Source organism: Dysgonomonas sp. GY75 (assembly GCF_015234155.1).
GTDB classification, from domain to species: domain Bacteria; phylum Bacteroidota; class Bacteroidia; order Bacteroidales; family Dysgonomonadaceae; genus Dysgonomonas; species Dysgonomonas gadei.
The window spans coordinates 25,579-47,285 of the sequence record NZ_JADCLQ010000065.1 but is presented as its reverse complement, the minus strand read 5'-3'; the positions used below and the strand labels follow the sequence as shown (position 1 = coordinate 47,285).

Here is a 21,707-nt window from a genome sequence, read left to right as displayed (position 1 = left end):
AAGTCTTTTGAATGGTTTATTATTTATATAAATTAATTGATATTTATAGGTTCACCAAGATATTTTGGCCCTTTGCCCGTAATGATGTCGACAAAGACTTTCACCCGCGCAAATAATTCTCTTATTTTAGTACGGTACGAAAAGCGGTTCAGATCAATATCTTTTGCATTGTATCCGTATGCCTCCAATCCGTAATATTGAGCAAGGAATATAGCTCTTTCGTTATGAAACTCCTGAGATACGATAATAAAAGATTTTTGTCCGAATATCTCACTCATTCTCTCTACTGAGTCTAGTGTGCGCAGTCCTGCGTAATCCATGTATATAATGTCTCCGGGTACTCCGGCTTCTACTAAAGCATCATGCATATCCTGAGCTTCATTGTAGTCTTTTGTGCTGTTATCTCCACTCACAACAAAAGCCTTTACCTTTCCGGCATCGTATAGCTCTTTGGCTGCCCGGATGCGGTATGTAAAGTATAAATTCTGGCGGCCTCCTATATATCTGGCTGCTCCCAATACTAATGCAGCCTTTTGTGGCGGAATACTATCAGTGTGGTTAAAGACGTAATTCTTGGTGTCATGGGGGATCTTCCAGTTAGCAAAGAGGATTGCCAGTCCGATAATTATCAGAGGTATAAGTATTATCAACAAAACTTTAGTTAATTTCTTTTTCGTGTAAGGCTTCATTAAATGCGGTCTAGTACTTTTTTGATTAAATCTTCTATCGAACCTTTATAATTAGCGTTTGATTCGCCGGCAAGGCGGTTGGCGATAATTGTACATACAGTCATGGCGCGATGTCCCATCAGTCGCCCTAATCCTGCGAGCGGAGCACTTTCCATTTCATAATTGGTTATCATATCTTCCCCGAAGCGGAATGTTTCTATCTTGCTGTTCAGATCGGGATTGGCCAGAGGTATGCGCACATGCCGTCCCTGCGGGCCATAAAAACCGATAGCTGAAATAGTCACACCTTTTATCATATCGTGTCCCACTTGTTCCACAAGGCTTTCATCCGCTTTGATCACATAAGGCGCACAATGTTGAGGATTCCAGCCTACATGTTTTTTGAATGCCGCTTCAAAATCGTTCAAAGTGATACTGTTTCGTCCGTCATAATAATTCAGTACACCATCGAATCCGATCGATTTAGCCGCTACTACATATGATCCTATCGGACAGTATGGTTGTAATCCGCCTGATGTCCCGACCCGTACCATTGTCAGTTGTTTGAAGCCTTTCTTTACTTCACGGGTATTGAAGTCCACATTGGCTAAGGCGTCCAGCTCAGTGAGAACAATATCTATATTATCAGGCCCAATGCCATGTGATATGGCTGTTATGCGTTTGCCTTTGTAAGTTCCTGTAATGGTATGAAACTCGCGGCTTTGTATGTTACATTCTATAGTGTTGAAAAACGAAGCTGTGAGGGTAACTCTTTCAGGATCGCCCATCATTATTATCTTATCTGATAGTTGTTCCGGTTTTATGTGAAGATGGAATACGCTGCCGTCGCTATTGATAATCAATTCTGAATCAGGTATTATTCGCATAATTTATCCATTTAGTATTTTGAAATGCAAAGATATGCAATTTTGTTCATCAGGGAGATTGTAAATGATATAAAGTAAAGACTTAACAAATCTGATTTTATTTTTAACTTTGTGAGACACTCAAGAGCTATTCTTTCCTTATAGATAAATTGAATATTAAATGATAATAACCATGAAAAGAAAACTAAGCGTATTTTTATCAATCATTTGCAGTTGCATATTCCTTTCCGGTAGCAGTCTGTATGCAAAAGAACCGGAAAGAAACTTAAGGGATGACAGGGAACTGTTCAAAGTTGCCATTGCAGGTTATACCTTTGTTAACTTCAATCTGGATGAGACATTGAAGATGATGCAGGAAGTAGATGTCCATTATCTCTGCATTAAAGACTTTCATCTGCCTCTGGCCAGTACCGATGAGGAGATTGCAGCATTTCATGCAAAACTCGCGGCTCATAACGTCACCGGATATGCCGTAGGACCTATCTATATGAAAACAAAGGAGGAAGTAGACCGCGCTTTCGATTATGCTAAGAGGGTAGGGGTGAAGTTAATTGTCGGCGTACCTAATCATGAGGTATTGCCCTATGTTGACCAGAAAGTGAAAGAGTATGACTTCAAATATGCCATTCATCTGCATGGGCCTGATATCAAGTTATATCCGAATGCTACCGATATTTACGAGAATGTAAAAGACTTGGATCCGCGTATTGGTATGTGTCTCGATATTGGCCATGATGCCCGTGACGGACAAGATCCCATCGCCGATCTGAAGAAGTACAAAGACCGTGTGTTTGATATTCATATGAAGAATACGACTGCTGCCAGTAAAGAAGGTAAAACCGGAGAAATAGGACGCGGCGTTATAGATATTCCCGCATTTGTGCGTATGCTTCGCGAGGTAAAGTACGATGGAGCTTGTAGCCTGGAGTATGAACGTAATATGAAAACTCCTCTGGCGGGGATAGCCGAATCTATCGGTTATTTTAGAGGGGTGATAGATGCTACGAAGTAAAATCCTTATTTTTGCAGGATAAAATTATTCAAATGAAAATTACCCTTCTTGTTATAGGCAAAACGGATGCCGGCTATTTTATCGATGCTGTCAGTGAGTATCAGAAACGGCTCGAGCATTATATTCCTTTCGAGATACAGGTTATACCTGATATAAAGAATACAAAGAGCCTTACTGCCGATCAGCAGAAAGAAAAAGAAGGAGAACTTATCCTCAGGAGCCTGCAAGCGGGTGATTATCTGGTCTTACTGGATGACAAGGGAAAAGAATATACATCCATGCAATTCGCCGCTTATATTGAAAAGAAGACACATACGGTAGCCAAACGACTTGTCTTTCTGATTGGCGGCCCTTACGGCTTTGCCCGAAGTGTGTATGATAAGGCGAATGAAAAGCTGACCCTTTCGCGTATGACTTTTTCGCATCAGATGGTGCGGCTGATATTTGTAGAGCAGCTATATAGGGCCATGACAATTTTGAATAATGAGCCCTATCATCACGAATAAAATAAGAACGGGTTCAGCTATAAGTTGAACCCGTTTCCTTATATAGATATAAATCTTACATATTCATACCGCCGCAAACAGGGATAGCCTGTCCGCTAACATACGAAGATAAATCAGAACCTAAGAATACAGCTACATTAGCCACATCTTCCGGAGTACCACCGCGACGCAATGGAATTTGTTCCGCCCACTTTTGTTTTACTTCGTCAGACAATACGCCAGTCATTTCTGTAATGATGAATCCCGGACAGATGCAATTGGCACGAATGCCTCTCGAACCTACCTCTTTAGCTATTGATTTAGCCAATCCGATCATGCCGGCTTTAGACGCAGAATAATTGGTTTGTCCTGCATTACCTGAAAGACCTACAACTGAGCTCATATTGATAATGCTGCCGCCTTTCTGTTTCATCATGATAGGAGTGATGGCATGGATGAAGTTGAATGCTGATTTCAGGTTGATATTGATAACCATATCCCATTGTTGTTCGCTCATACGCATCATCAAGCCGTCGCGGGTAATACCTGCGTTGTTTACAAGGATATCGATCTTCCCAAAGTCTTTCATTATTTCTTCTACTACTTTATGTGTATCGTCGAAGTTTGCAGCATTAGATGCGTATCCTTTAGCTTTCACTCCGAAAGCAGCAATTTCTGCTTCAGTAGCTTTTGCGTTATCATCTATCGCTAAATCGGTGAATGCAACATTTGCACCTTGTTCTGCATATTTTAGGGCAATGGCTTTACCTATGCCGCGGGCTGCACCTGTAATGACAGCAGTTTTACCTTCAAGTAATTTCATAATTTAAAATGTAAATTAAATATAAATTCAGTTGATTCTCATTTCTTCTTTTTGATTCCTTCGAATATCAGATAGGCGATGTTTTCGCGCTGAGATTCTGTTTTCAGGCTTTCCGCTCTTATCTGCCCTCTTATGTATGGGACCTCTAAGCCCTTCAGTGCATGGTGAAGTATCTCGGCAGTGGCTTGTGTATCGGGCATCTCGAAAGTTCCCTCCTCTACACCTTTGGTCAATATATCATTAAGTACCTGGATTTCTTTTATGTCGAATGACTTGCGAACGTTCTGCACGCGCCATATGTCGCGGAAAAAGTCAGCTTTTAGCGTACCATTTCGCACTACAACATTTTTTACTGCATCGAACCGGGTATAAAAGAAAAGGAGAAGCTTTTCATCGGCAGGAAGTTTCTTGCTCGCTACCGATTGCAGGGCGTGATACATCTGGTCAAGCTCTGTTTCCAGTACTGCCTGGTAAACCTCATTCTTATTGTTGAAGTATGTATATAATGTACGGCGGCCTTTATGCGAAGCCACAGCAATATCATTCATGGTTGTGTTATCCACACCCAGTTTTGCGAATAGTTGACGAGCTACGTCAATTAATATATTTCGGGTTTTGTTTATGGCCATATATTAAAACTGCACACAAATATTCTAAGTGTGCAAATTTAGCATAAAAATATTGAATATATAAGATTTTAGATGTTTTTATCAGTTTTTCTTAGGAAATGTGAGAAAATGGAATCTGGTCGCTTCTATTGGAAGAGGTAACAGGAAAGCAATTAAAAATTAAGAATGAATAATTAAAAATTAACTTGTCAGTCATCAGTTAACAACTTGTATCTCGTGTCTTGTTTATTCGTATCTCATAAAACTTTCAACTTACTACTTGTTAAAAAGTAACAAATGTAACACATTTTTAGCTTTTAGCTGATAGCTTATGTACAAAACTTGACAAACCTGACGACTTTTCACACAATTTTTATTGTCACTTTTTCAACTTATTACTTAAAACTTACTACTTATTTCAATCTTTCAAAGAACTCCGGCTATTAAAGGCTCGTATATATAGATAAAGGGATCTCTGTATTATGCAAATAACCTCAAGCCAAAGACCTGAGGTTATCTGTTGTAAATAAAAAAGTTTATTGTCCTTTTGCCTTATAATCTTATTCTATAACGGCAGCAAAGCCCCCGTTTCTTGCTATGTTGATCTTTATTTTGTCCCCTAATTTCACACTTGATGATTTTTTTCGATAATCCATCGCCTGACGTCCCGCATTAATGCCATCCTCAAAAGACGTCATTGTATACGTTTTTCCATTGTTTAGAAAGTTCAGGTCCAGTTCAAATTCACGGGAGGTTTCTTTATTGTTAGTCATACCGCCGATATACCATTTATCACCCTTGCGTTTAGCTACTATCGCGTATTCTCCTGCCTGCGCCGCTAAAGCTTTAGTTTCGTCCCATGTGGTAGGCACTTGTGTGATGAACTTTGTGCAATCCTCATTGCGGTAGTATAAAGTAGGATTATCCGCTAACATTTGTAGCCCGCTTTCGAAGATTACAAATAGCGCCAGCTGATAAGCACGTGTTCCTATACTCGCAGAATTCGGCCTTTGTCCGCAATATACATTCGGTTGCATGCTGATCATGGCTCCCGGTGTATAATCCATAGGCCCTACGGCATTACGCATAAACGGAAAATAAACACTGTTGTCGGGAGTACAGCCGCCCATTTGCTCCATTCCTCTTACGCCCTCGTAAGAGAGTACGTTCGGATACTTATATTCCAGTCCGGCCGGTTTGAAAGAGCCGTGAAAATCAACAAGGATATTGTACTTCGCGGCTTCTTTTGCCACTCTTTCGTAATAGTTTACCATCCACTGGTCGCTTCTGTCCATGAAGTCGATTTTTACACCCTTTACACCCCATTCCTGAAACGTCTTGAATATCTCGAAATTGTTTTCTACAACCAGCCATGTAAGCCAGAGTACAATGCCTACATTCTTTTCTTTTCCGTAGCGGATCAGCTCATGTACATCTACTTTCGGATTCGGTGTGTAAGGATCGCGGGTACTCATTGCCCAGCCTTCATCCATAATAATATAAGGGATTCCGAACTTGGAAGCGAAATCTATATAGTACTTATATGTTTCCAGATTGTATCCCGCAACAAAATTTACATCCGGGCCGTAAGGCGATGCATCATTCCACCATTCCCAGCTTACCTGTCCGGGTTTTATCCATGATACGTCTTGCAGTTGGCTTTTAGTCGCAAGGTTGTATGTCATGGTGTTTTCTATCAGTTGTTTATCGTCTTTTGTTATCACAAAATAACGCCACGGATAATTCCTTTTTCCGGAGGTTTTTGCTATATAGTCGGCTTCTTTGAGCAGCTTTACGCTGCGGTCTCCGTCGTCACCAAATTCGAGGGGGACTTTGGGGAATACCGATTGCATACCGTTAGTGCCTGTGCCTTTAAGAAACAGGCATGGATAATCAGACAGGTCGGATTCCGAGATAAGTATTTTGTATTGCTTCTTTGTATCTATCAATACAGGGAGTACAGCCATCTTATCCGAGGCTTTCCAGTCTGTACTTTCTATGTGTGTATAGGGTTCCTCATATGCAGTTTTGAAACTGCCCGGCTGTTGCAGGTGCAGCAGATAGCCGGCTGGGAAGTTTACAACGAAGTCTTCACCTAATACTTCTACTTCCGTTTTCTTATTTGTAATAAAGCGGTAAGCAATTCCATCATTATAGGCACGGAATTCGATTGAATAATCGCCTTTGAATGTAAGCAGGAGTTGGTTATACTCATCTTTTACAGTTGAAAACTTCAATGGGACAACAGGTTTGCTTTCCGATTTTACCTGTGACCGTTTTTGTTTCGCTAATTTGGGCTTTTGCCCCAGAGTGTCGTTTCTAAGGTTTAGCTGTAAATAATTATTTGTTAATAATGTATCACTATTGTACGAAATATTATAATATATCTTATCGGATATATTTAATGATACCTTGAGTTCTCCGTTCGGAGACGACAGTTCTGTTTGTTTCTGCGCATGCAAGTATAATGCGAAGCAGTTTATCAATAAAACTGTGAGTAAGATTTTTTTCATTCCGGTCGTTAAATTTTAAGGGGTGTTATTGATTTATAAGTTATAAATTAAGAATCATAAGTTACATGTCATTCACAGCACTCTTGATTCTTAATTATTCATTCTTAATTATTTTATAGCTCCTATCCGTGCATACATTTCAACCATAGCAGCCTGTGTCAATAACCATTTTTTGTCATCCTTCTTTTCTCCGCTCCAGTCGGTATTGAAGAGCCCGTTATTGTCGCGGGTGTGTGCCCATGCATAATCCAGATTCTTATCGAAGGCGTCTATATAGGTCTTGTTGTTGTCCAGATGATATAGTTCTATAAAACCTCTTAGCATAACAGCTATAAACCAGACGTCGCCTTTCTTCAGTAATCTGAACTGTTCGCCCTCCGGTGAGGTGAAATCGGTAAAGAAGTGATTGTAGCATGACCCGGCTATATTCTGAGCCTCGGAGAGATATGTTTCATCCTTTGTAAATTTATATAAGAGCGCCGCAGATTGCATCATCTGCCCACTGTTGTAAGCATATTTTGCTTCGCCTATTTTGCCGTCCAGCCTCACATTGTCATAGTAAAGATAGTCTGATGTATCCTGTAAATGCTTTTTGGTCCAGTCATACAGGTTTTTTCCCAAATGGAAGTATGTGCTGTCTTTTGTGGCTTCGAAAAGTTTCAACGCAAAGACAGAACCCGGGGCGTTCGAACAGGTATTTTTTGATTCTTTTTTCTGTTCGCACCAATAGATGCCACCGTCCAGTTTATCGTCGATACCGCTGGCTACGAAAGTCCAGATAAGCTTTGCCTTATCAAGATATTTAGGCTCGTTAGTCATCATATAAGTGTCAGTAAAGTCGATACCCAGCCATACATTATCATCGTAGAAACGGTCCGACCGTGGAGCGGTATTGATATAGGAGGCATATCCCGGAGGATTTCTTTTCAGATCGAAATACTCTTCCAGTCCCGGAAGTACTTTGGTGTCCAGTATTTGTTGGTATTTTTTGTCATTTTTTGCTTCAAACAATGCGTTTACAGCAGAGAATGTACCGGAATAGGGCCACAGGTAGGAATACTGGTTGGGGGTATTGGCCTGTTCTGAAGAAGCCAGATATGTGGCCATGTATGCTTCATCGAACGGATAATTTTCCCGTAGAAGATTCGTATTCGGAGCCGAATAATTCTGATAAAGGAAATCGAGTGTAAGCCGGGCTCTTTCTTTATTAGAGGGGATGTTTGATGCTTCTTTTTTATTACAATTGCTAAAGGCGCAGATACTGATGATTAAACTAAAAAAAATGGATGTCCTTTTCATTTACCTTATTTTTGTTTGTTGAAATATTTTGTTCCATAGGTTGCATATCTAAAGATATGATATTGGCTTGTTCCTATTTCTTATACAAAGGTGAAACAATGCTATAAAAACCGAAACCGGTCTAAGCACAGGTATTAAATGTTAATCGTTAATTTTCGGGTACTTATTTGCAAAATGATGCATACCGGCAAATATATTCTTTAAATATATGAACAGATAAGTATGATGATGACAAATAGCTTGCAATGATACTAAAATTATGTGATATCTGCAAAAGAATGTTTTTGTAAGATTTATCCCTGTTAAGTCCGTTAGTATGGAGTTTGATAATCTATAAATGTCTTGTCACTAGATAGTTTGTTCTGTCGTATTATTCCCCTTGTAATCTTTTTCAGTCGGAGACCATGGCCTCTATATACTCTCTTTGGGAATTTAGGAACTCAGCCTGTAAGAGTTCGTTTGACTTTGTTATCAGAGTAGAATATTTCATTAACGATTCGAGCCATTTTTTCTGGATAGCGCAGGCTTCGTGATTGAATACCATTATCGGGTTTACTGTATATACCCAGAACTGTGAACATACATTCCCATCGTATTCAAGATAGGAATAATTAGATTCAATATTTAGCGCTGATAGATAAATAAGCATATTTACACCTGCCTTATTGGTTCCGGTTTGTAATATCTGCTCCAGTTCATTGACTATTTGCCGCAACTCTTCCTGCATCGCTTTCAATTCCTCTTTATCTATCAGGTTTCTTCTGTAATAATATAACATCTCGTCTATTAAAGATGAAAATACATTTTTATCTATAATTAATGTTATGTTGTTTAGCCTCAGATAATTATACGCGTATTTTTTATAGTCTGCATTCAGTTGAGATGGGACCTCTAATTCCGAAAAGTAGAAATTGAGAGGTACATTATGGGTTTGATGAACCCATTTGAAATACCTGAATTTTTTAATGTATTCATAATTCGCTGTCAGAACGATAGATACTCTGTTATTTGCAATAATTACTTCAGACGACTTTGCTTTTCGTATCTTCTCATAAATGTTGTTGATATTGTTTATGATCTGTGAATAAGTTTCTGTGGCTTCCGGAGTCTTGCTTACATTCAAATCGAAAAAGGCACGTTCTTTACTGTTTTGTCCTACTAATTCGTCAAGGGACAGCCCAAGTTTGGCAGATATTATTGCCGCTTCCTCCAATGTGAGCGGTATGTCTCCTCTGACTCTGCGATAGGCCGATTCTCTGCTTATATCCAGTATGTCCATAAGGAACGGAACTGATTTTTGGTTCACAGGCATATAGTCTTGTATAGCAGCGATAAGTTTATCGCTCAATAATATATTCTTCATAATGTTTTCTTGTATGAGATAATAACCCCTTCTCGGATAAAATGTTTTGAAAATCCTTGAAATAAATGGATCGAGTAAAACTCTATTATATATTGTATGAACAAAGATGTAGAAAATTCATGAATTTATTTATACCGAAAACTATTTGTTTTCAAAAAAAATCATGTATGAAGAGTAGATGAATAAAAGGGGATTTTTTATTCATACTATTAAATCACTACATCTAGTGATTGTTGGAAATAAAGAGAATATATTACTTTGTGCATTCCAATAAATATAATTTATGAGACAACATTCTTATATGAAAAATACATTATTGATAATGTTACTATCTGTATCGACCATTCCTCTTTTTGCAAAAGGTGAATTGCCAAAAGATACATTATATACAGAGTTGAAAAATGATATAGTTATCCTTTCCACTACGAAAGAAACCAACAGCCTGAAATCTTTGCCGGCCGCAGTTTCAGTTTTCTCTCCAAAAAATCTGGATGCATTACAGGTACATTCCCTGAAAGACCTGAGCGCTATTGTGCCTAACTATTTCGCTGCGGATTATGGTTCTAAAATGACTGCACCTGTTTATATACGGGGGATAGGCGCACGGTCAGGCGACCAGACGGTGAGTATGTATGTGGACAATATTCCGTATTTTAATACGACATCTTTCGATACAGAATTATTCGATATACAGCGGATAGAGGTGTTAAGAGGTACACAGGGTACACTCTATGGCCGCAATGCAATGGGGGGTATTATGAATATTTACACTTATTCACCTTTGACATATGAAGGTACGAGTGTTAGGGTAGGTGGAGGAAATTATGGCTTGTTCACGGCCAATGCATCCCATTATCAAAGACTAAACAGTAAAATGGGATTCTCTGCCGGAGCATATTACAGGCAGGATAACGGATACTTCACGAATCTATATACGGGCAAGAAGGCCGATGACCTGAAGAACACAGGAGCCCGGGCTAAATTCGTATGGGACATAACCTCACGTCTTTCATTGAATTACAGTCTGAGTTTCGATTATGTAGATCAGGGAGCTTTTCCTTATGCGAATGTAGCAACAGGGGATATAAATTATGATTCGGAAGGCTATTACAAGCGCAGGCTCGTAACAAACGGACTGGCCCTGAAATATACAGGTAACAACTACGAGATAAATTCCACAACCGGATATCAATATCTCAATGATGAAATGAATATGGATCAGGATTATACGCCTTTGTCCCTTTTTCAGATAAACCAGCGTCAGCGCCAGAATTCATTGAGTCAGGAAGTCACTGTAAAATCGGTGAGCGCTTCCGATTATCAATGGTCGTTCGGCGGATATGGTTTTTACGATTACCTGCACAACACGCCTCCCGTATATATGATGAAAGACGGGATAAAGCGTTTTCTGCAAGACCCGTTGACAAACGCAGGGGCACCCATTACTTTTACCGATGATCAGATTGATCTGAATGGTGAGTACAAGCGCCCTATTTACGGATTGGCGGTCTTTCATCAGTCGACATTCAATAATCTTTTCGGGCTTAAAGGTTTTTCTGCCACGTTGGGGTTACGTCTCGATTATGAAAAGACAAAACTGGATTATAATGCTTATACCTCTGCCGGATTTGATATAAATACGGGCCCGGGTAGGCCTGTTATGTCACATAGAGTTGCTACAGAGCTTGTAGGCAGTTCATCTTCCGACTATCTGGAATTGTTGCCGAAAGGTGTCCTGAAATATCAGTTCAACCCTGACTCATATGTATATGCGTCAGCATCTAAAGGGTATAAAGCCGGTGGGCATAATATCCAGATATTTGCCGATTTATTGCAGGAAGCCTTAGAGGAAGCGATGAAAAATAGTATGCCGGGAGCTCAGCCTTCAGAAGATAATACTCCAATAAATGAGCGTATCTCATATGATCCTGAATATAGCTGGAATTACGAATTGGGAGGACGGGCCGATATAATCAGTAATACTTTATCCGCCAACATTGCCCTATATTATATGGATGTACGCGATGTACAGATCACCCAGTTTATAAAGACCGGGGGCGGACGTATGGTAAGCAATGCAGGCAAAGCAGAGAGCAAAGGTCTGGAAGTCGGGATAAAAGCCCGTCCCTGCAATGGCTTTTATCTTTATGCAAGCTACGGATTAGCCGATGCCACATTCAAGGATTATAAAGTAAGGGATAAAGAAGGGACTGTTATCCACGATTATACAGGAAATCATATTCCTTTTGCTCCAAGTTCTACATTCAGTATAGGCGGCAGTATTTCTTACGATTTCAAACATAATACAATCCTTGATAAGATCACATTCGATACCAACTTTGCAGGAGTAGGCAAAGTATACTGGGCAGAGGATAATAATATGTCCCAAGGCTTTTACGGTACGCTGAATGCTCATCTGGCATTGGATAAAAACATATTTACACTCGAAGTGTGGGGAAAGAATATCCTCGACCGGGATTATAATACATTCCTGTTTGAATCTATGGGCGACTATTTTGCACAAAAAGGAAAGCCGATGCGCTGGGGGGCTTCGCTGAAAATTGCATTGTAGTTGATTGAATGTATTTTGATGTAGGGGCGAATAAATATTCGCCCGCAACAATCAACGGGCGAATATTTATTCGCCCCTACGAGCGATAATTCAATTTGTATTTCTTTTATTTTGGCAGGTTGAACGCGACTTTCAACGCTTCCATATCCTTCATGGACGTACCTTCCGGCTCGAATCCCATCGATTTGGCTGTCAGGTAAATCTGTGCGGATTTGGATAAGGTATCCACCATGTCGAAAGCCTCCATTATGTTTTCACTGACAGAGCAGACCCCGTGCTTTTCCCACATCACCACATCGTAGTCTTTCAGCATTTCCACCGTGGCATCTGCCAGTTCCATCGAGCTTGGCATTTTGTACGGGATGATACCCAGGCCTTTCGGACAGAACGCCCGTGTTTCGGGAATCATACTCCAGAGCAGGTAGGTAAGCTTGTCTTTTTCGAGGAAAGCGGGATTATGAGTCATTGCTATCAGGTCGATAGGATGCGTATGCAACGCCGCTTTATAACCCGAGCCTATTCCTATCTGGTAATTGTGCATCGATAAATGTGACGGAAGCTCAGAGGTCGGCTTCACCGGATTATCCGCTATTATCACATAGCTGGCACAATCGTCGAGAATCCGAATAACGGATGCATTTTCCATCGGCCAGCGAGCAAGGTCGCGCATACGCCTGTTTGTACCTTTGCAGAAGAAATAGCAGCCTTTGAGATGCGGAAGAGGCTTTCCTATCTGCATCACTTCGCTTATGGGCTTCATATTCCGTATTTCATCGTCTACCACATCAGTAATATTGACCGTGATATTTCCGCCGTTACGTTCAGCCCATCCTTTCTGCCATAGGTAGCCGGCTACTTCGGCAACTTCATTTACCCGTTTGGCGAGTTCGGGGCGATTTTCCAATATTGATTTCATTTTTATAATATTATAATTTCTGTAATTATCTTTTCAATAACTGATAGTATAGACAGATACGGGACCCAGCAGGCCGGATGATTGTAATCCGCTGTCTTTATTATACGGATTGACAGGGCACCAGGTCTGACGCTGATCTTCCGGAAGCATACTGTCCCCGGTCAGACGGTTTACCCAGTTGTTGACAACTGATATTTCTATACTATTTTCTCCTTCGTTTATATAATTGCTGATTTCTACCCGCCACGGCGCTGTCCATACTCCACCTGCATACTTGCCGTTTACGGAGACTTTAGCCATTACCATTGTTTTACCTAAATCGAGATAATAGGATTTGTCTTTCGCAATGTTTGCTAATGTCACATTATTCTTATAGACGGCTGTTCCGGAGTAATATTTTATACTGTCATTATCTGATAGCGTCCAGTCCTGAAGCGTATTCATTACTACGGGTTTTACTGGGCCTCTCATTTTTGAGTCGAAAGTAACAGTCCACGGAGAAACAACAGGTTGTACAGGTTCCGGCGCCGGGTAATTTATATTCACGTCTCCTCCCGGTGATTCCTTAGAAGGTTCACGGAATATAATGAAAGCGCTTTCGGTAGGTTCCAGTTTAAGGGGTAATATGGTTTTGCCGTCTTTTACTGTATATGCTTTCAGCTTCCGGACAGTAGCCGTCAAAGGGTCCCACAATTCCGGTATTTTCCCTTCTATCCTGAATTCAGGATTTATGGAGATCGTTTGTCCCGACTGGTTTGATAGAAAGTACATATCCCCGTCATTTTGTGTACGATGGATAAATAGTACAGGATCATCCTGTCCGGTTTTAAAATCCGGAATTATTTTCAGCATGTCAAATAACTCCTGCATCTCCATACCGGAGGCGATCATACCTTTTCCGGTTTTTGCATATCTGGTATTTATTCCATCTACGCCTTTCCATAGAGAAGCTGCAAGCTGTTTCACTTCATTGTCCGCCGCGGGATAATTCTCGTAACTTGGAGATCGTGTGGGTGCAGGGCCTATAACTACCGCGCCGTCATTCACTAGTTGGGATATTCTCTTTAAGAGTTCAGGTCGCATTGTTTCCTGCTGGGGCAATACGAGCACTTTATATTTCATTCCGTCCGGTAATACGATATAACCGTCTTTTACCTGAGCCCGTGTCATTAAAACTTCCGCGTTTATATAGTCAAAAGAATAACCTTTCGGTAAGGCAGGATCACAGACTCCGGTCATTTTAGGGGCGTCTTCACCTATAAAATAAGCCACATCGGCGACATAAGTGCCCTGCTGTAACATATAATTGCACCGTTTCAGGTACCGGAGAAATATATCCATATCATAGAACCATGTATTCTTACGGTTAAATTCATTTCCGAACCATGCGTTCATGCCCGGGTTTTTATCCTCATAAGGCTGGTGAACATACACATGCAACAGTGTACTATTTATGCCTTCTGTAAAAAAACGGTCGCCACGCTGCTTCAGCAACTCCGGGTAACGGGCAAAATGGGCGCCTCCCGCAGTAAAGGATTCCGCGAAGATCTTCTTTTTGCCATAAATATGCCCGCAGGAAGAAGCCGCCTTGTTTTCTATATCGCCAAGGGTGCCTTCGCTCCAGAATTCGCCACCTATCTCGTCCGACTGGCCGCCATACTGCAAAAATTCACCGGGGAATCCCCAATGACCATAATTTTCGAGCCATGTTTTTAAGCCATGTTTGCTACCTGCTTCACGGAATCCTCCAACAAAGTCATAGGCTACTTTATCTGCCACAAGCCGTCTTAAATCCCATAGGAAACGATCTGTGATGTCGCGGCTGCCGACTACATAGCCGCTGAATGCGGGAATAAAAGGAACGGGATCATAATTATATTTCTTTTTGAAGTCTTCAATAAAACCGTCGGTCCAGTTCTGCCCTCCTACTTCATAGCTATCCTGCACTATAACTTTCCAGGTCTTCCTGTCTTCGGCAGGAATGCGGCGTATTATCTCACCCATGAATGCGTCGAAATGAGCCGCAACATGCTTTTTACTCATTTTATCAATTTCCAGACCTTCACCTTCAGCCGATGCGGGGGAGTTGCGTGTGCCCGTCGGAACCATTCCCGAACGGATAATCTTCCAGTCGCCTTCCGGAACTTTCCACTCCAGATTACCATCTTTATCCATATACCGGGTAATATCAATGATTTTAGCCGGATCGACAAGAGATGATTTATTGCCGGTTTCGGGTTGTTTGTCCCACATATATTCATGCCAGTACGGAAGCGGGCTTTGGAACATTTTGCCTAACGTTTTTTCTACATAGCGTTCCTCTAATGTTTCGGCAGATAACGAAAGTTCCGCTATGCCACAGTTTTGGTTCGCGTTTGTAAATATTACCCTGAAATCTTTACTCTCTGTTTCCGGAACAGCCATTACTACGGGGCCATATGGGTTGAATCCGACCTGTACGCTTGCATTCGTGCGGTTGATATTGAATTTTCGGACTGCGTTGTATTGTCCGTTACTGTCTTTTACGAGTAATTCAATATCCGCGTTTATGGGATGCCGGGTAGGCAAAACCGATATAGACCTTAATACATAAGGTTCCGGATTTTCAAAATCTACTGTAACGGTTCCGAACGATTCCAAATTGATTCCCGTATCGGGATTTCCGTCTGCAATGTAGGATATATCCCTGATCTGAGGAGTCGATTTTATTTTAGCAATTGCAGAGTTCAACGGTAGAAGTGATTTGTCGTAAGGAAAAGCCAGAACTTTTACATCCTGAAAATCGCCATCCGGCTTTTCCAGCTTCGTGCTTAATGCAAGTGGGCCTGTAACGGACAGTTCCGATACGGCAAGATAGCGCATCGACTGACCGGGTGTTACCCAGGGGCCTCCCGACTGGCTCCAGCCCGGGCCATTGAATATTCCTATTTCTATATCTAATTCCGTCGCCTTTTTCAGTGCAGTGTGCATTATGTCCCACCACTCGTCGGAGAGCAGTTTTACATTCCCGTATGGAATATCATTAGGGCCTAATCCTATATTTCCGATAAAAGCTCTGTTAATACCGACCTTCTTCATGGCTTCAAGGTCTTTTATAACACCTTCTTTTGAGATGTTGTCCGATATCCAATACCAATATACAGAGGTTTGCACCTCCCCGGGTATATCTTTAAAGTTTTTTTCTATTTCTGAAAAACTTACAACGGAATTTTCTTTATTTTCAGAAGACAAACAGCTTGTCAGAAAGAAACATATTAAAAATGTTCCGGTAATTAAATATAAAAACTTTATAATTTTCATACCTGTGATCTTTGATGCTGTTTATTTCAATATCTGAGGTAAAATTATAGAAATTATCAGTACAAGCAACCCTATAACCAGTATAGTGATCGTCTTCTGCCCCGAACCTTTCCATTCTTTCAATATAATACCCCACAGGTTACTGAACAATACGTTCAGCGACATCAGGATACTCCACGAGAATGCCATCATTACACTACCCGGCTCAAAGAAGCTCTGACCGATACCCAATCCGAAAAACTGGGAATACCAAAGCAAGCCGGCCAAAGCACAGAACATAAGGTTGTTTATCCAGTTCGCACCTGTGATGGACGTGTAATCTCTAAACGATTTATTCTTATAATTCTGATAAAGGCAATAGACTGCATTGGTGATGAAGCCGCCCGTAGTAACAAGTAATATAACCGGGTTGAGAGCCAGCAGGGTGCTTGCTCCGGCTTCCAGCAATTGAGCCTTGATCGGCGCACCGGCTTCCAGCCCGAGGTTGAAGCAGGCACTCATTACCCCTGCGAGAAGCGCGATAAGGATACCTTTTTTTAGGGCGAAATCCTTTACCGCCTTTTTCTTTTCCTCCTCCGACATATTACGGGATTTCAATGCTCCGGCATATCCGATTATAGCGATACCTGCAATAGCTATGGATACTCCGATAAGGAGAATAAGCCCGTTGCCTTCAAAAAGGTTCTCTCCTTTGAGCAGAGCCGGAATCAATGTACCGAAGGCCGAGCAGGTACCCAGTGCCAGCGATTGCCCCAAAGCAATACCCAAATAACGCATACTAAGGCCGAATGTAAGTCCTCCTATTCCCCAGAGAACACCATATCCTATTGGTTTCAATATGGTGTCCCCTCCGGAAAACAATAGTTCGGTAAGTGAAAAACCGGAGGGGACAGCCAATAAGGCTCCTATTAAAGGAAAAATCAACCAAGCAAAAATTCCTTGTATGAGCCAAAAGCATTCCCACGACCAATTTTTGACTTTATTGATCGGTACATAAGAACTGGATTGCCCAAGGCTTCCTATTGCAATTATTATTAATCCTATGATTGTATTCATGTTTCTTAGTTATGAGTAATAAGTAATAAGTTATGAGTTGCTTACGCCTTATTACTCATAACTTACTACTCACTACTAATTTAACGTTTCGATGTTACGTCCTTTTCATACTGCTGTATTTCGCCGATATAATCTTCTCCGACAGCAATATTGTTTTTCACGCAGAAGTAATCCCATACGGCATTCCAAGGCAAGCCCTTAGCTTCTTCGAGCAATGCGAGACGTTCAAAGTATTGTCCGTTGGCTTCGTACTCGCGAAGTTTGGCGATCGGCTCGAGCAATCCCTGTAGGAACGCTTTCTGAGTAGAGCGGATACCGATTGCATAGGCACCGATACGATTGATGGAAGCATCGAAAAAATCCAGTCCGATATGCACTTTGTCCAGTGCATCGGCACGTACGATTTCTTTTGCCAGGTCGATAGTCTCATCATTAAGCAATACGACATGGTCTGAATCCCAGCGCACAGCGCGGCTAACATGTAACATGATTTCAGGAGTGAAGAGAAGTAAAGATGAAATCTTGTCGGCTACGCTTTCTGTCAGATGGAAGTGTCCCATATCCAGTGTAACCATCTTTTGTTTTTTAGCCCCATAACCCAAATAGAAGTCATGTGAGCCTACTGTATAACTCTCGAGAGCGATACCGAATAATTTAGACTCTATACAGTCTTTCATGTTTTTATATTCTTTCGCAAATATCTGGTCTAAAGAATTTTCCAGTAATGAACGATACAGATAACGGTTTACAGTTATATCTTTCGATCCGTCGTGTACCCAGATATTCATAATGCATGGGTCGTTCTGGAATTTACCCATTTCTTCCGAAATGGCACGGCAACGTTTTGTGTGTTCGATCCAGAAATCACGGATAGACTTGTCGGGATTGGCCAGAGTGAGGTCGCCGCTCTTAGGATGTCCGAATGATGTGGAGTTGAAGTCCAGTTTCAGGTCTTTCTCTTTCGCCCATTGCATCCAGCTTGTAAAATGGGATGGTTCAACTTCGTCACGGTCTACTACCTTCCCTCCGAAGTCGCCATATATTTCGTGCAGGTTGAGACGGTGTTTGCCGCCTACCAGTGTCTGCACCTTTTCAATATCGGCACGCAGTTCATCGATGTTGCGGGCTTTTCCCGGATAGTTTCCCGTAGCTTGGATACCGCCTCCACCGAGATTACCCAGATTTTCGAAGCCAGTGACATCATCTGCCTGCCAGCAGTGGATGGATATTTGTATCTTTTGCAGTTTTTCGAGTGTTGCGTCTACATCTACGCCAATTGCAGCATAACGTTCTTTTGCTATTTCGTACGATTTTTGTACCAGTTCATTTTTTTTCATGATTATATAATTTAATGTTTCAAGATTTCAAAATTGACTCTGAAGATGTCTCGACTATTTATTTTAACCACAGAGTAAAAGGAGTTTCACGGAGTTTTTTACCTTTATGAACAGAAACAAGCCTGTTTTTAATTCAGTTTTCAGAGTTTCAAGATTCTTCGTGGCTTTGCCAAAGTCCCCCTTTGGGGATTTAGGGGGCTAATAAGGTGAGGAAATACTGATATTTTTCATCCCATTGCTCGCTATCTTGCGGGTCGAAGGTTTCGGGACTAACACTGTTGCGGATAACGTCTCTTATTTCCTGTAAAGAGCTGACTAATCCTAGTCCTTTCGCCTGCATCATAATATTGCCTATTGCGGTGGCTTCCCCGGGACCTGCTACTACGGGCATACCGATTGCATTGGCTGTCATCTGGTTCAGCAATTTGTTTTGTGAACCGCCGCCAATCACATGCAGTTTCTCTATCGGGAAAGGCGCTACCTTTTGCAGGCAACCCAATACATATTTATATTTAAGCGCCAGGCTATCGAAGATGCAACGGATAAATTCCGCGTCGCTTTGGGGTGATTTCTGGTTCGTTTTCTTACAGAAGTCAACTATCGCCTTTGTCATGCACTTGGGATTGGCAAATGAAGGATGATCAGGGTCTACCAATGATTGGAAGCCGTCTACTGAACCGGACAGGGCTACAATTTCAGGATAAGTGTATTGCCTGCCGGCTATTTCCCATTCTTTACGGCATTGCTCCAGAAGCCACATGCCTGTTATGTTTTTGAGGAAACGTACTGTGCCGTCTACACCGCCTTCGTTGGTGAAGTTCATGGCAAACGATTCTTCAGTGACTATGGGGGCATTGACTTCGATACCCATCAGCGACCATGTGCCGGAACTCAGGTATGCAAAATTTTCATTTTCGGCAGGTACGGATACCACGGCCGAGCCTGTGTCGTGTCCTGCAATGGCAATGACGGGTGCGTCGGTTATTCCGCATTCATGCGCTAAAATACTGTTCAGATTACCGATTATCTGTCCCGGCATAACAACCGGAGGAATAATAGACGGATTAAGGCCTATTGCTTCCAACAGTTTATTTTCCATCTTTTTCGTAGTAGGGTTTAACAACTGTGCAGTGGATGCAATGGTGTATTCACATACTTTTTTCCCTGTGAGCAGATAGGACAATGCATCGGGCATAAATAATATTTCCTTAGCGGTTTTCAGTGCCGATGAGCCTTCTCTTTTAGCGGCATATAACTGGAACAGGCTGTTGAAATTCATTATTTGGATGCCTGTCAGTTCATATACTTCTTTGCGTGGTATGATCTTGAAATACTCGTCGGGTATGCCTACCGTATAAGGATCACGGTATGAGCGTGCTGTGCCTAAAACAGAACCGTCTTCGCCCAGATATACAAAGTCTACGCCCCATGTGTCGATACCAATGGCATCTACTTTTATATTTTGGGACGAGGCGGCGCGCATGCCATCCTTCAATGCTTCATACAGAGCAAATACATCCCAGTAATATTTGTCGTGGATGTGTATTATCTTATTGGGAAAGCGAGTGAGTTCTTTCAGCTCTACTTTTCCGTTACATAATGTACCTATAATGCTGCGCCCGCTGGTGGCGCCAATGTCGAATGCGAGAAAATTGTACGTGTTGCTCATGATTTCAGATTAGTTTTCATGATACAAATTTAGGTTTTAACTAGACCTGCGAATTGCACAAAATGATATACAACCTTGAAAAAATGATAAATCTTATTTTCAGGAAACAAATATATTCTGTTAGTATTTTCTTATTACTTTATCTATAGTATAGCTGATAGCTTTTGACAGTTATCTGAAGTTCTTTGACAGATTTAGTTTAATATGCCAATTAGAAAATGTGCCTATGTGCCAATTGAATAAATGTGTAAAGTTTGTCAGGTTTTTGATTTATGTAGTGGTGTATCCTTGTGGTCTCCTGAAATGTAAAAATAAAAATTGACAGGAATAAAGGTGCGTAAAAGTTGTCAGATCTGTCAGGTTTTAACATTTCTGAATATGGTGATTGATATCGAAAGCGGGCAAGTACAAGGGATTGCCCTTGCGAGAGGGAGGGGAAAGTGATAAAGAAAAATATCTGCAAAAGTGTAACTTTTGTAACTTTTTTATTTCTACGGTTTCGAAATTAATCTGTTATTCAGTATTATATCAAAAACCTTATCTCTTAGGTTGCGAGCGACAGGTACTTTGTGAGTGCCAATATTCAGCAGATTCCCTTCAATGGACTTTATGTGCTCGATATTTGCAATATAAGACCTGTGAACTTGTAAGAAATTTTCGCCGGGTAGGAAATTCAGCATATGTTTGAGGGTAGTATAAACAATTTCTTTAGAAGATGTAGTATATATAGTTATATAATTCTCCATGCTTTCTATAAACAGAATCTCTTTCAGCAGGATTTTCTTCAGTTGTTTATCGCTTTTGACAAAGACATATTTCTCTCCGGTATTTTTCGTTTCTTTTTCCAGCAAATCGTGAACTTTATTCACTGCTTTCAGAAAACGCTCGAAAGATACAGGCTTTAAGAGATAATCGACCACATCCAGTTCGTAACCTTTGAGCGCATACTGTTCGTAGGCAGAGATAATGATTACTTTAGGTGGATTGTGAATACTGGATAGTAATTCGATACCCGACATATGAGGCATTTCGATGTCGAGAAACAGCAGATCGGGTTGTGCTGTTTTCAGCATTGTATTCAGCTGGATAGCATCTTCGCATTCTCCGGTTAGAGTGAGAAAGTCTATCTTCTCTATATAGCTGCGCAAACCTTTTCTGGCTATCGGTTCGTCGTCTGTTATGATACATTTTATTTCCAT

General features: G+C 41.1%; 16 protein-coding genes. 3 read left to right on the top strand and 13 right to left on the bottom strand.

Annotated features, from left to right (window positions below):
• Positions 1–32: 32 nt before the first annotated feature.
• Together IR083_RS23345 and IR083_RS23340 are read right to left on the bottom strand one after the other, a co-directional pair.
• Positions 33–689: an ElyC/SanA/YdcF family protein gene (locus IR083_RS23345; RefSeq protein ID WP_194226120.1), complete on the bottom strand. Its 657-nt coding sequence runs from the start codon at positions 687–689 to the stop codon at positions 33–35.
• Positions 689–1,555, bottom strand: a complete 867-nt coding sequence (locus IR083_RS23340) for a nucleoside phosphorylase (protein ID WP_194226119.1) — start codon at positions 1,553–1,555, stop codon at positions 689–691. Before IR083_RS23340 ends, IR083_RS23345 begins: the two co-directional genes overlap by 1 nt.
• A 172-nt stretch (positions 1,556–1,727) precedes the next feature.
• Here IR083_RS23340 and IR083_RS23335 point away from each other — a divergent pair, with 172 nt between their 5' ends.
• Positions 1,728–2,567 (top strand): sugar phosphate isomerase/epimerase family protein, encoded by an 840-nt coding sequence (locus tag IR083_RS23335; protein ID WP_194226118.1) that lies wholly within the window; start codon positions 1,728–1,730, stop codon positions 2,565–2,567.
• 32 nt (positions 2,568–2,599) lie between these two features.
• Positions 2,600–3,073, top strand: a complete 474-nt coding sequence (gene rlmH / locus IR083_RS23330) for a 23S rRNA (pseudouridine(1915)-N(3))-methyltransferase RlmH (protein ID WP_006801061.1) — start codon at positions 2,600–2,602, stop codon at positions 3,071–3,073.
• A 55-nt stretch (positions 3,074–3,128) separates the two neighbouring features.
• On the opposite strand, the gene fabG is transcribed toward rlmH, so the two are convergent.
• From fabG to IR083_RS23305, 5 genes are all read right to left on the bottom strand, one after another.
• Positions 3,129–3,875 (bottom strand): 3-oxoacyl-[acyl-carrier-protein] reductase, encoded by a 747-nt coding sequence (fabG, locus tag IR083_RS23325; protein ID WP_194226117.1) that lies wholly within the window; start codon positions 3,873–3,875, stop codon positions 3,129–3,131.
• 38 nt (positions 3,876–3,913) lie between these two features.
• Positions 3,914–4,504, bottom strand: coding sequence for a TetR/AcrR family transcriptional regulator (locus IR083_RS23320; RefSeq protein ID WP_006801063.1), 591 nt, complete (start codon positions 4,502–4,504; stop codon positions 3,914–3,916).
• 539 nt (positions 4,505–5,043) lie between these two features.
• Positions 5,044–6,996 (bottom strand): glycoside hydrolase family 97 protein, encoded by a 1,953-nt coding sequence (locus IR083_RS23315; protein ID WP_194226116.1) that lies wholly within the window; start codon positions 6,994–6,996, stop codon positions 5,044–5,046.
• A 108-nt stretch (positions 6,997–7,104) separates the two neighbouring features.
• Positions 7,105–8,295 (bottom strand): glycoside hydrolase family 76 protein, encoded by a 1,191-nt coding sequence (locus IR083_RS23310; protein ID WP_194226115.1) that lies wholly within the window; start codon positions 8,293–8,295, stop codon positions 7,105–7,107.
• A gap of 391 nt (positions 8,296–8,686) precedes the next feature.
• The gene (locus tag IR083_RS23305; protein WP_194226114.1) at positions 8,687–9,658 is read right to left on the bottom strand and encodes a helix-turn-helix domain-containing protein; all 972 of its coding nucleotides are present in this window, start codon (positions 9,656–9,658) and stop codon (positions 8,687–8,689) included.
• A 301-nt stretch (positions 9,659–9,959) separates the two neighbouring features.
• Between IR083_RS23305 and IR083_RS23300 the strand changes: the two genes are divergently transcribed.
• Positions 9,960–12,230, top strand: a complete 2,271-nt coding sequence (locus IR083_RS23300) for a TonB-dependent receptor (protein WP_242052520.1) — start codon at positions 9,960–9,962, stop codon at positions 12,228–12,230.
• A gap of 106 nt (positions 12,231–12,336) precedes the next feature.
• On the opposite strand, the gene rhaD is transcribed toward IR083_RS23300, so the two are convergent.
• From rhaD to IR083_RS23270, 6 genes are all read right to left on the bottom strand, one after another.
• Positions 12,337–13,146, bottom strand: a complete 810-nt coding sequence (gene rhaD / locus IR083_RS23295; RefSeq protein WP_194226112.1) for a rhamnulose-1-phosphate aldolase — start codon at positions 13,144–13,146, stop codon at positions 12,337–12,339.
• A 33-nt stretch (positions 13,147–13,179) separates the two neighbouring features.
• A complete protein-coding gene (locus IR083_RS23290) occupies positions 13,180–16,446 on the bottom strand; it encodes a glycosyl hydrolase (protein ID WP_194226111.1) in 3,267 nt (1,088 codons plus the stop codon).
• A 21-nt stretch (positions 16,447–16,467) separates the two neighbouring features.
• Positions 16,468–17,502 (bottom strand): L-rhamnose/proton symporter RhaT, encoded by a 1,035-nt coding sequence (rhaT, locus tag IR083_RS23285; RefSeq protein ID WP_006801070.1) that lies wholly within the window; start codon positions 17,500–17,502, stop codon positions 16,468–16,470.
• 80 nt (positions 17,503–17,582) lie between these two features.
• Complete coding sequence (locus IR083_RS23280) at positions 17,583–18,839, bottom strand: L-rhamnose isomerase (protein WP_194226110.1); 1,257 nt, start codon at positions 18,837–18,839, stop codon at positions 17,583–17,585.
• A 190-nt stretch (positions 18,840–19,029) separates the two neighbouring features.
• Positions 19,030–20,508 carry a rhamnulokinase gene (locus tag IR083_RS23275; RefSeq protein WP_194226109.1) on the bottom strand — a complete coding sequence of 493 codons (1,479 nt, stop codon included), beginning with the start codon at positions 20,506–20,508 and terminating at the stop codon, positions 19,030–19,032.
• 491 nt (positions 20,509–20,999) lie between these two features.
• A complete protein-coding gene (locus IR083_RS23270; protein ID WP_006801073.1) occupies positions 21,000–21,707 on the bottom strand; it encodes a LytR/AlgR family response regulator transcription factor in 708 nt (235 codons plus the stop codon).

Excerpts from the sequence above, each read along its gene's own strand:
- IR083_RS23340 (WP_194226119.1), bottom strand. The coding sequence starts at position 1,555 with ATGCGAATAATACCTGATTCAGAATTGATTATCAATAGCGACGGCAGC.
- fabG (WP_194226117.1), bottom strand. The coding sequence starts at position 3,875 with ATGAAATTACTTGAAGGTAAAACTGCTGTCATTACAGGTGCAGCCCGC.
- rhaD (WP_194226112.1), bottom strand. The coding sequence starts at position 13,146 with ATGAAATCAATATTGGAAAATCGCCCCGAACTCGCCAAACGGGTAAAT.
- IR083_RS23320 (WP_006801063.1), bottom strand. The coding sequence starts at position 4,504 with ATGGCCATAAACAAAACCCGAAATATATTAATTGACGTAGCTCGTCAA.
- IR083_RS23315 (WP_194226116.1), bottom strand. The coding sequence starts at position 6,996 with ATGAAAAAAATCTTACTCACAGTTTTATTGATAAACTGCTTCGCATTA.
- rlmH (WP_006801061.1), top strand. The coding sequence starts at position 2,600 with ATGAAAATTACCCTTCTTGTTATAGGCAAAACGGATGCCGGCTATTTT.
- IR083_RS23270 (WP_006801073.1), bottom strand. The coding sequence starts at position 21,707 with ATGGAAATAAAATGTATCATAACAGACGACGAACCGATAGCCAGAAAA.
- IR083_RS23310 (WP_194226115.1), bottom strand. The coding sequence starts at position 8,295 with ATGAAAAGGACATCCATTTTTTTTAGTTTAATCATCAGTATCTGCGCC.
- IR083_RS23335 (WP_194226118.1), top strand. The coding sequence starts at position 1,728 with ATGAAAAGAAAACTAAGCGTATTTTTATCAATCATTTGCAGTTGCATA.
- IR083_RS23280 (WP_194226110.1), bottom strand. The coding sequence starts at position 18,839 with ATGAAAAAAAATGAACTGGTACAAAAATCGTACGAAATAGCAAAAGAA.
- IR083_RS23345 (WP_194226120.1), bottom strand. The coding sequence starts at position 689 with ATGAAGCCTTACACGAAAAAGAAATTAACTAAAGTTTTGTTGATAATA.
- rhaT (WP_006801070.1), bottom strand. The coding sequence starts at position 17,502 with ATGAATACAATCATAGGATTAATAATAATTGCAATAGGAAGCCTTGGG.
- IR083_RS23290 (WP_194226111.1), bottom strand. The coding sequence starts at position 16,446 with ATGAAAATTATAAAGTTTTTATATTTAATTACCGGAACATTTTTAATA.
- IR083_RS23300 (WP_242052520.1), top strand. The coding sequence starts at position 9,960 with ATGAAAAATACATTATTGATAATGTTACTATCTGTATCGACCATTCCT.
- IR083_RS23275 (WP_194226109.1), bottom strand. The coding sequence starts at position 20,508 with ATGAGCAACACGTACAATTTTCTCGCATTCGACATTGGCGCCACCAGC.
- IR083_RS23305 (WP_194226114.1), bottom strand. The coding sequence starts at position 9,658 with ATGAAGAATATATTATTGAGCGATAAACTTATCGCTGCTATACAAGAC.